The following is a 7,916-nucleotide window of genomic DNA, read 5'->3' on the forward strand; positions in this document are numbered from 1 at the left end:
CCGCTCCCCGCCGCCGCGGCGTTTCCCCCGTACGGACACGGGCTACGCGCGCGCGTGGATCACCAGGACACGGGGTCGCGCGCGTCCACCGCGAAGACGGAACCGTCCGGGGCCGTCCCGAACACCCGGTCCCCGGCGATCAGCGGCGCGGGCACCCGGGACGCGTACCCGAGGCGACCGTTGAGCAGCCGCGGCCGGGTCTGCCCGACGAGGGCACCGCGCACGGTGTCGACGGCGAGCAGCCGCCCGTCCTGGACGGAGAAGTAGAGCCGGTCGCCGGGGCCCATGACGGGCTCGGACACGTTCCCGGCGCCCGTCTCCAGCTCCCACAGCACCCGTCCCTTCGGCGCCGAGGTGTCGAAGGCGGTGAGGTGTCCGTCCGCATCGAGCACGTGGACGACCGCGCCGCGCACGGCGACGCCCCGGACATCGATCCGGTGGGGCAGGGGGAGCCGCCGTACGGCGCCGTCGTCCGGGTCGAGAAGGACGAGGGCGTCGAGCAGCATCCCCTGGTAGCGGGAGCCGAGGAGCAGCGTTCCGTCGCCGGTGCGGCCGAGCGGGTCGAGGTCACCGTCCAGGTCCCGCTGCCGGACCACCTCACCGGTACGGGGGTCGATCTCGCCCACCCGCGTGCGCGTTCCGTCGGCCGAGGCCTCGGCCACGGTGAGCAGCCCGGACGGGGCGTCGTACGGTCCCGGGAACGGGATCCCGAAGCCGGGAAGGCCGTGCCGCCAGAGCTCCTTCCCGGTGCGGCTGTCGACGGCCCGGAGCCCGCCCTGCCCGTCGGCGAGGACGACGGCGGTGCCGGCCGGCCGGTACAGCTCGGGGAGCTCGGCCGCGGCGGCCGTCCAGCGGGGGGAGCCGTCGGCCGCCGCGTACGCCCGTGGCGGTCCCGTCGGAGCGGCGGCGCCGATCAGACCGTCCGCCAGGAGGAAGGGCACGAGGGGGGTCTCCGCCTTCACGGGCGCCGTCCGCGACCAGAGCACGCGGCCCGTCACGGGGTCGAGGCGGGCGAGGTCGACGCCCCGGGCCGAGCAGTACAGCGCGCCTGCGGCGTGGCCGCACGCGGGCGCGACCGTCGGGCCGTGCTTCTGGAGCGTGGTCTGCCACCCGGCGAAGGCGGTGGCCACCTCGGCCGGTCGGGCGGGGGGCTCGGGCGGGACGGGCGCGGTGGGGCTCAGGGCCGCGTACAGACCGGCCCCGGTCAGCGCGAGCGCGGCGGCGACGGCGATCGGCAGCCGTGGCAGGCCCGGACGCGGACCCCGGCGGCGCGGGGCAACGGAGGGGGCGGCGGGAGCCCGTACCGGCGTGTCGGCGTCCCACGCGGGCGCGTGGCCCGACGCGCGGTCCTCGCCGCCCGGGAGGGCGGGCCGCCGACGCTGCGCCGGTATGAACGCCTCCGCCGCGTACGAGGGCGGCAGCAGCGCCGCCATGATCTGAGCCGGAGTGGGCCGTTCGGTGGCCTCCTTGGCGAGGCAGCGGGCCACGAGCGGCGCCAGTTCCGCAGGCACCCCCGTCAGATCCGGCTCGTCGTGCACGACCTGGTACGCCACGATGTACGGGCTGTCGGAGTCGAAGGGCCCGTGCCCGGTCGCCGCGTGCACGAGGACGGAGCCGAGGGCGAAGACGTCCGCGGCCGGCCCGACCTCGCGGGGCCGCTGGAACTGCTCGGGCGCCATGAACGGCGGTGAGCCGATGAGCTTGCCGGTCTCGGTGTGCAGATCGCTGTCGAGGGGCCGGGAGATGCCGAAGTCGATGACTTTGGGGCCGGTGTCGGTGAGCAGCACGTTGCTGGGCTTGAGGTCGCGGTGGACGACACCGGCGCGGTGGATGTCGCGCAGGGCCTCGGCGAGCCCGGCGGTGAGCCGGCGCAGCTCGGCCGGGGCCAGCGGGCCGTTCCGCTTCACCTGGTCGGCCAGCGTCGGCCCGGGGACGTAGAGGGTGGCCATCCAGGGGCGCAGGGCATCGGGGTCGGCGTCGACGACGGGCGCCGTGAAGGCCCCGCTGACCCGGCGGGCGGCGGCGACCTCCTGGCGGAAACGCGCCCTGAACTCCGGGTCCTCCGCGTACCGAGCGTGCACGACCTTGACCGCGAGCCGCAGCCCCGACGCCGAGGCCGCGAGGTGGACGACGCCCATGCCGCCGGCGCCCAGACGTGCCTGGAGACGGTAGCCGCCCGCATACTCGGGCCCCTCCGCTTCCCGGTCGGCACCGGTACCGCGCAACGGCGGCATCGCCCACCCCCGTGTGATTCCGCGTCACCTCGCGCGTACGTGCGCGACCCGACGGAGCCTAGTCCATGGCACCCCCGATGTCGGTGGGGCTTGCTAGCCTGCGCGTCGCGGAGAGTGAAACTCTGTGGAGCGCTTTTGCGCCAAGGGGGAGGACTGCATGGGTACGGACGAGAAGAACGCCGTGGGTGACACGGTGACCGCCCTGACCACGAAGCGCTACGCGGTCGCGCCGGGCTACCGGGTCAACGTGCGCTCGGGCCCGAGCACCCAGTACCCGATCGTCCGGGCCCTGCCCCTGGACGCCACGGTGGCGATCTCCTGCCAGAAGAACGGCGAGTGGATCAGCGGCCCCTACGGCACCACCCGGATCTGGGACGCCATAGCCCCGGGCGAGTACATCTCCGACGCGTACGTGCGTACGGGCAGCGACGGCTTCGTCGCACCTCGCTGCGCCTGAGGTCCTCCTCCGTCGCCCCGGGGATAATCGACCTCGTGAGCGACGACGAGCAGACCCCCAGCACGACCGGCGGCACCCCCGCCGGTCCCCAGCCCGAGGAGATCCGTTTCTTCGGCACGACCTGGGTCGACCGTGGCGGCCACTACGCGCTGCGCCGCGCGGGCCTGGCCGCCGGCTCGCTCGCCGCCGCCGTCGCGGCCTGCTTCGTCCTGCGCTTCGCCTACGACGGGCTGCAGATCGCCGACGTCGGCGGCATCGTCAACATGCTGGTCGTCGTCATGTTCGCGGTCTGCAGCGCCATCGCCTTCCGCAAGACCTGGGAGGGCTTCCTCCGCCGGCCCGCCGACCCGGGCCGCGAGGAGTCCCTGCGCAGCCTCAAGGCCATCGGCTTCATCGGCTCGCTCCTCGCGTACTCCGTCCGCTGCCTGGTCGAGGCCCCCGGCGAGAAGCTGCGCCGAGCGGAGTACGAGAAGGCCCGCGAGCAGTTCGAGAAGCGCCGCGGCACCCGCACGGGCAACCCGGCCGCCCGCAGGAAGCCCAAGCGCCGCTGAGCCACCGCCCGCCCTTCGGTTGTGCCCGCCAGTTCCGCAAGGGCGGAACGGGCGGGCACAACCACCCCCGGCCCGCAGCCGGATCCACCCCACTTCTCCCGGACGCTTGACCTCTCCACACCCCCAGGCGCAATATTCATCGCGTGATGAATTACCTGGCGGGTGTGCCCGCAGACCCCGCACCCCCCGCCACGTCCTCCGACCCCCCGGCCGTCACCGCCCACCACCTCACCGCCGCCCGAGGCTCCCGCACCGTCCTGCGCGGCCTCGACTTCACCGTCCCCGCCGGCCGCGTCACCGGCCTCCGCGGCCCCTCAGGCTGCGGCAAAACCACCCTCATGCGCGCCATCGTCGGCACCCAGGCCAAGGTCCACGGCACCCTCCAGGTCCTCGGCCACCCCGCCGGCGACCCCGCCCTCCGCTCCCGCATCGGCTACGTCACCCAGGCCCCCTCCGTCTACGACGACCTCACCGTCCGCCAGAACCTCGACTACTTCGCCGCCGTACTGCTCCCCGGCCGCGCCCACCGCGACGAGCGCCGCACAGCCGTCGACCGGGCCCTCGACGACGTCGACCTCACCCGGCACGCCGACGCCCTCGCCGGCCGGCTCTCCGGCGGCCAGCGCAGCCGGGTCTCCCTCGCCGTCGCCCTCCTCGGCACCCCGGAACTCCTCGTCCTCGACGAACCCACCGTCGGCCTCGACCCCGTCCTCCGCCGCGACCTGTGGAACCTCTTCCACCAGATCGCCGCCGACCGCGGCACCACCCTCCTCATCTCCTCGCACGTCATGGACGAGGCCGAACGCTGCCACCGCCTCCTCCTCATGCGCGAGGGCGAGATCCTCGCCGACGACACCCCCGAAGCCCTCCGCCGCCGCAACGACACCGGCACCGTCGAAGAGGCCTTCCTCCACCTCGTCGACGCCGCCGCCCGAGCGGCGCACCCCCGAACCTCCCGAGAGGAAATCCGGCCATGAGCAGCGCCCGCACCCTCGCCACCGCCGCCCGCGTCCTGCGTCAGCTGCGCCACGACCCGCGCTCGATCGCCCTGATGCTCCTCGTGCCCTGCGTCATGCTCTTCCTGCTCCGCCACGTCTTCGACGGAAGCCCCGGCACCTTCGACACCATCGGGGCCTCACTGCTCGGCATCTTCCCCCTCATCACGATGTTCCTGGTCACCTCCATCGCCACCCTCCGTGAGCGCACCTCGGGAACCCTGGAACGCCTCCTCGCCATGCCCCTCGGCAAAGCCGACCTCATCGCCGGCTACGCCCTCGCCTTCGGACTCCTCGCCGTCGTCCAGTCCACCCTCGCCACCGGTCTCGCCGTCTGGTTCCTCGGCCTCGACGTCATCGGCTCCCCCTGGCTCCTCCTCCTGGTGGCCCTCCTCGACGCCCTCCTCGGCACCGCCCTCGGCCTCTTCGTCTCCGCCTTCGCCGCCTCCGAGTTCCAGGCCGTCCAGTTCATGCCGGCGGTGATCTTCCCCCAACTGCTGCTCTGCGGCCTCTTCACCCCACGCGACCAGATGGCCCCCGCCCTCGAAGCGATCTCCGACGTCCTCCCGATGTCGTACGCCGTCGACGGCATGAACCAGGTCCTCCGCCACCCCGACATCACCGGCGACTTCGTCCGCGACACCCTCGTCGTCGGAGGCTGCGCGCTCCTCGTCCTCACCCTCGGCGCGGCCACCCTCCGCCGCCGCACCGCGTGACCGCCCCTCGGACACCCGCACACCACCCGGCCCGCCGGTGCGAGGATGACGACACGTACCCCCTCCGGCGAGGTGAGCAGAGCCATGACCCAGACCGTCGCAGTCCTCGGCACCGGCAAGATCGGTGAAGCCCTCCTCAGCGGCATGATCCGCGCGGGCTGGCGCCCCGCGAACCTCCTGGTCACCGCCCGCCGCGCCGAACGCGCCGAGGAGCTCCGCACCCGCTACGGCGTCGAGACCGTCACCAACGCCGAGGCCGCCAAGCGCGCCGACACCCTCATCCTGGCCGTCAAGCCCCAGGACATGGGCCGCCTCCTCGACGAACTCGCCCCCCACGTCGCCGCCGACCGCCTGGTCATCAGCGCCGCCGCCGGCATCCCCACGTCCTTCATCGAGGACCGCCTCACCACCGGCACCCCCGTCGTCCGCGTCATGCCCAACACCCCCGTCCTCGTCGACGAGGGGATGTCCGTCATCTCGGCCGGCAGCCACGCGACCCCCGAGCACCTCGCCCACACCGAGGAGATCTTCGGCGGCGTCGGCAAGACCCTCCGCGTCCCCGAGTCCCAGCAGGACGCCGCCACCGCCCTCTCCGGCTCGGGCCCCGCCTACTTCTACTTCCTGGTCGAGGCCATGACCGACGCCGGCATCCTCCTCGGCCTGCCCCGCGCCCAGGCCCACGACCTCATCGTCCAGGCCGCCATCGGCGCCGCCGTCATGCTCCGCGACAGCGGCGAACACCCGGTCAAGCTCCGCGAAGCCGTCACCTCCCCGGCCGGCACCACCATCAGCGCCATCCGCGAGCTCGAGAACCACGGCGTCCGCGCCGCCCTCATCGCCGCCCTCGAAGCCGCCCGCGACCGCAGCCGCGAACTCGCCTCCGGCAACAGCTGACACCCGGCCCGCCCTGCCGGGGTCACCGAACCCCGGCAGACGCCCCCTTCACGACCTCCTCCGTCGACACGACCTTCGCGAACCCGCCCCCGTGCAGGGACACGGCCGTCGCCTGCGCCAGCTCGTCCGCGCTCCGCGACCACCCGAACGGACCCTCCAGGTCGAAGGTGTGCATCGCGTCCAACGGGAACACCACGTCGTACCCGAGGTTCCCGCCCATCCGCGCCGTCGTCTCGTTGCACATGTTCGTCTGGATCCCGACGATCACGATCTGCGCGATGTCCTGCCCGCGCAGCCACCCGTCCAGCGCCGGCTCCCCGTAGAAGGCCGAATTCACGCTCTTCGTCACGAGCAGCTCCGGCCCCCCGCCCTTCCCACGCCGCTCCTCGACGAAGTCCTTGAACGCGTTCCCCGCGTACCCCGTCCGCAGCGGCGAACGAGAACCCTCCAGCGAGTCGTGCCGCACGAAGACGACCGGCCGCCCCGTCTCCTGCCACAGGTCGATCAGAGCCGCGATGTTCTCCTCAGCGGCCGGATTGTTCCGCTTCCCCCAGAACTCCTCCTCGAAGCCCTTCTGTACGTCGACGACAACCAGCGCTGCGTTCTGTGCGATCTCCATACCCACGATCCTCCTCCCGGTCCGACCGCTCTCCCAGCGGAACGAATGACAGCGACCGATGGTTTACTGCCACCCATGCCGCCCACCCGCACGCCCCGCCCCCAACGCATCGCCCTCCTCTCCTTCCCGGGCGTCCGCGCGTTCGACATCTCGGTCATCACCGAGGTCTGGGGCAGCGACCGCACTCTCCGAGGCGTCCCACCCTTCGAACTCCGCAGGACCGCCCCCGACCCGCACACCCCCATCCCCGTGCGCGGCGGCCTCACCCTCACCCCCGACCGCCCCCTCAGCTGGCTCGACCACCTCACCACCACCGACCTGGTCCTCGTCCCCGGCATCGAGGACCCCGACGCCGACCTCCCGGCCTCCGTCCTCGACGCCCTCCGCCGCGCCCACATCGCCGGCGTCCCGGTCGCCTCACTCTGCGCCGGCGCCTTCGTCCTCGCCCGCGCCGGAGTCCTCGACGGCCGCCGCGCCGTCACCCACTGGCAACTCGCCGGCACCCTGGCCGCCCGCCACCCGAGCATCCAGGTCGAACCCGACGCCCTTTTCGTCGAGGACACCGGCGTCTGGACCTCGGCCGGCACCGCCGCGGGCATCGACCTCTGCCTCCACCTCGTCCGCACCGCCCACGGAGCCGAGGCCGCCGCGGCCATCGCCCGCGCGATGGTCACCGCCCCTTTCCGTACGGGCACCCAGGCCCAGTTCATCGAGCACCCCACCCCCCGCGCCGACCGCGACGCCGACGCCCTCGCCGCCGTCCGTGCCCACGCCCTCGCCCACCTGGACGAACCCCACACCGTCGCGACCCTCGCCGCCCGAGCGGGGATGTCCCCCCGCTCCTTCGCCCGCCACTTCCAGGCGACCACCGGAACCACCCCCCTGCACTGGCTCATCGGCCGACGCGTCGCCGAAGCCCAGAAACTCCTCGAACTCACCGACCACCCCCTCCCCGAGGTGGCCCGCCGCGCGGGCTTCGGCAGCGAGGTCACGATGCGCCAGCACTTCGCCTCGCACCTCGCCACCAGCCCACGCGACTACCGCAACGCGTTCCGCCAGAGACCGGGGTTGACACGGGATTGACCGGTCCGTAAGGTTCTCCGAGTTGTCCGACGTGAGCACCGACCCCGGTCGGCCCCGGACAGCCATCCCGCAAGACCCACAGAAGCTGACGGTGCTTTGCCGTGCCGTTCTGCTTTCCGTGCGTTTTTGCGAAATGAGGAATCCGCGTTCGAAACCTGAGCGCAGCCGCCCGATTAGCGTCGGAGGCAGGAAATCCGCTAAAGTCTCACTCGTCGGAACGGCCCAACAGCCGGAAAGACAACTCCCGCTGACCGGGAATCAGACGCCGAAAGGATCTGATAGAGTCGGAAACGCAAGACCGAAGGGAAGCCCGGAGGAAAGCCCGAGAGGGTGAGTACAAAGGAAGCGTCCGTTCCTTGAGAACTCA

8 protein-coding genes are annotated in these 7,916 nt (G+C 72.8%); 6 read left to right on the forward strand and 2 right to left on the reverse strand.

The features are described 5' to 3' along the window. Positions 1 to 59 precede the first annotated feature (59 nt). A complete protein-coding gene (locus ABZ567_RS30035; protein ID WP_360795862.1) occupies positions 60 to 2,234 on the reverse strand; it encodes a PQQ-binding-like beta-propeller repeat protein in 2,175 nt (724 codons plus the stop codon). A 157-nt stretch (positions 2,235 to 2,391) separates the two neighbouring features. On the opposite strand from ABZ567_RS30035, the gene ABZ567_RS30040 reads away from it, so the two are divergent. From ABZ567_RS30040 to proC, 5 genes are all read left to right on the forward strand, one after another. Further along, positions 2,392 to 2,691, forward strand: a complete 300-nt coding sequence (locus tag ABZ567_RS30040) for a peptidase (protein ID WP_360795865.1) — start codon at positions 2,392 to 2,394, stop codon at positions 2,689 to 2,691. 35 nt (positions 2,692 to 2,726) lie between these two features. Further along, complete coding sequence (locus ABZ567_RS30045) at positions 2,727 to 3,242, forward strand: hypothetical protein (protein ID WP_360795868.1); 516 nt, start codon at positions 2,727 to 2,729, stop codon at positions 3,240 to 3,242. A 146-nt stretch (positions 3,243 to 3,388) separates the two neighbouring features. Then, a complete protein-coding gene (locus ABZ567_RS30050) occupies positions 3,389 to 4,219 on the forward strand; it encodes an ABC transporter ATP-binding protein (RefSeq protein WP_360795887.1) in 831 nt (276 codons plus the stop codon). Further along, positions 4,216 to 4,953, forward strand: a complete 738-nt coding sequence (locus ABZ567_RS30055) for an ABC transporter permease (protein WP_360795871.1) — start codon at positions 4,216 to 4,218, stop codon at positions 4,951 to 4,953. The genes ABZ567_RS30050 and ABZ567_RS30055 overlap by 4 nt, the downstream gene beginning before the upstream one ends. Before the next feature lie 84 nt (positions 4,954 to 5,037). Then, on the forward strand, positions 5,038 to 5,847 hold the full coding sequence (gene proC / locus ABZ567_RS30060; RefSeq protein WP_189803333.1) for a pyrroline-5-carboxylate reductase: 810 nt from the start codon (positions 5,038 to 5,040) through the stop codon (positions 5,845 to 5,847). A gap of 22 nt (positions 5,848 to 5,869) precedes the next feature. Here proC and ABZ567_RS30065 read toward each other — a convergent pair whose 3' ends face one another. Continuing rightward, positions 5,870 to 6,466 carry a cysteine hydrolase family protein gene (locus ABZ567_RS30065; RefSeq protein WP_360795875.1) on the reverse strand — a complete coding sequence of 199 codons (597 nt, stop codon included), beginning with the start codon at positions 6,464 to 6,466 and terminating at the stop codon, positions 5,870 to 5,872. A 75-nt stretch (positions 6,467 to 6,541) separates the two neighbouring features. On the opposite strand from ABZ567_RS30065, the gene ABZ567_RS30070 reads away from it, so the two are divergent. After that, positions 6,542 to 7,549 (forward strand): helix-turn-helix domain-containing protein, encoded by a 1,008-nt coding sequence (locus ABZ567_RS30070; protein WP_360795878.1) that lies wholly within the window; start codon positions 6,542 to 6,544, stop codon positions 7,547 to 7,549. Positions 7,550 to 7,916 lie beyond the last annotated feature (367 nt).

The organism is Streptomyces sp. NPDC016459 (assembly GCF_040632845.1).
Taxonomy (GTDB): Bacteria; Actinomycetota; Actinomycetes; order Streptomycetales; family Streptomycetaceae; genus Streptomyces.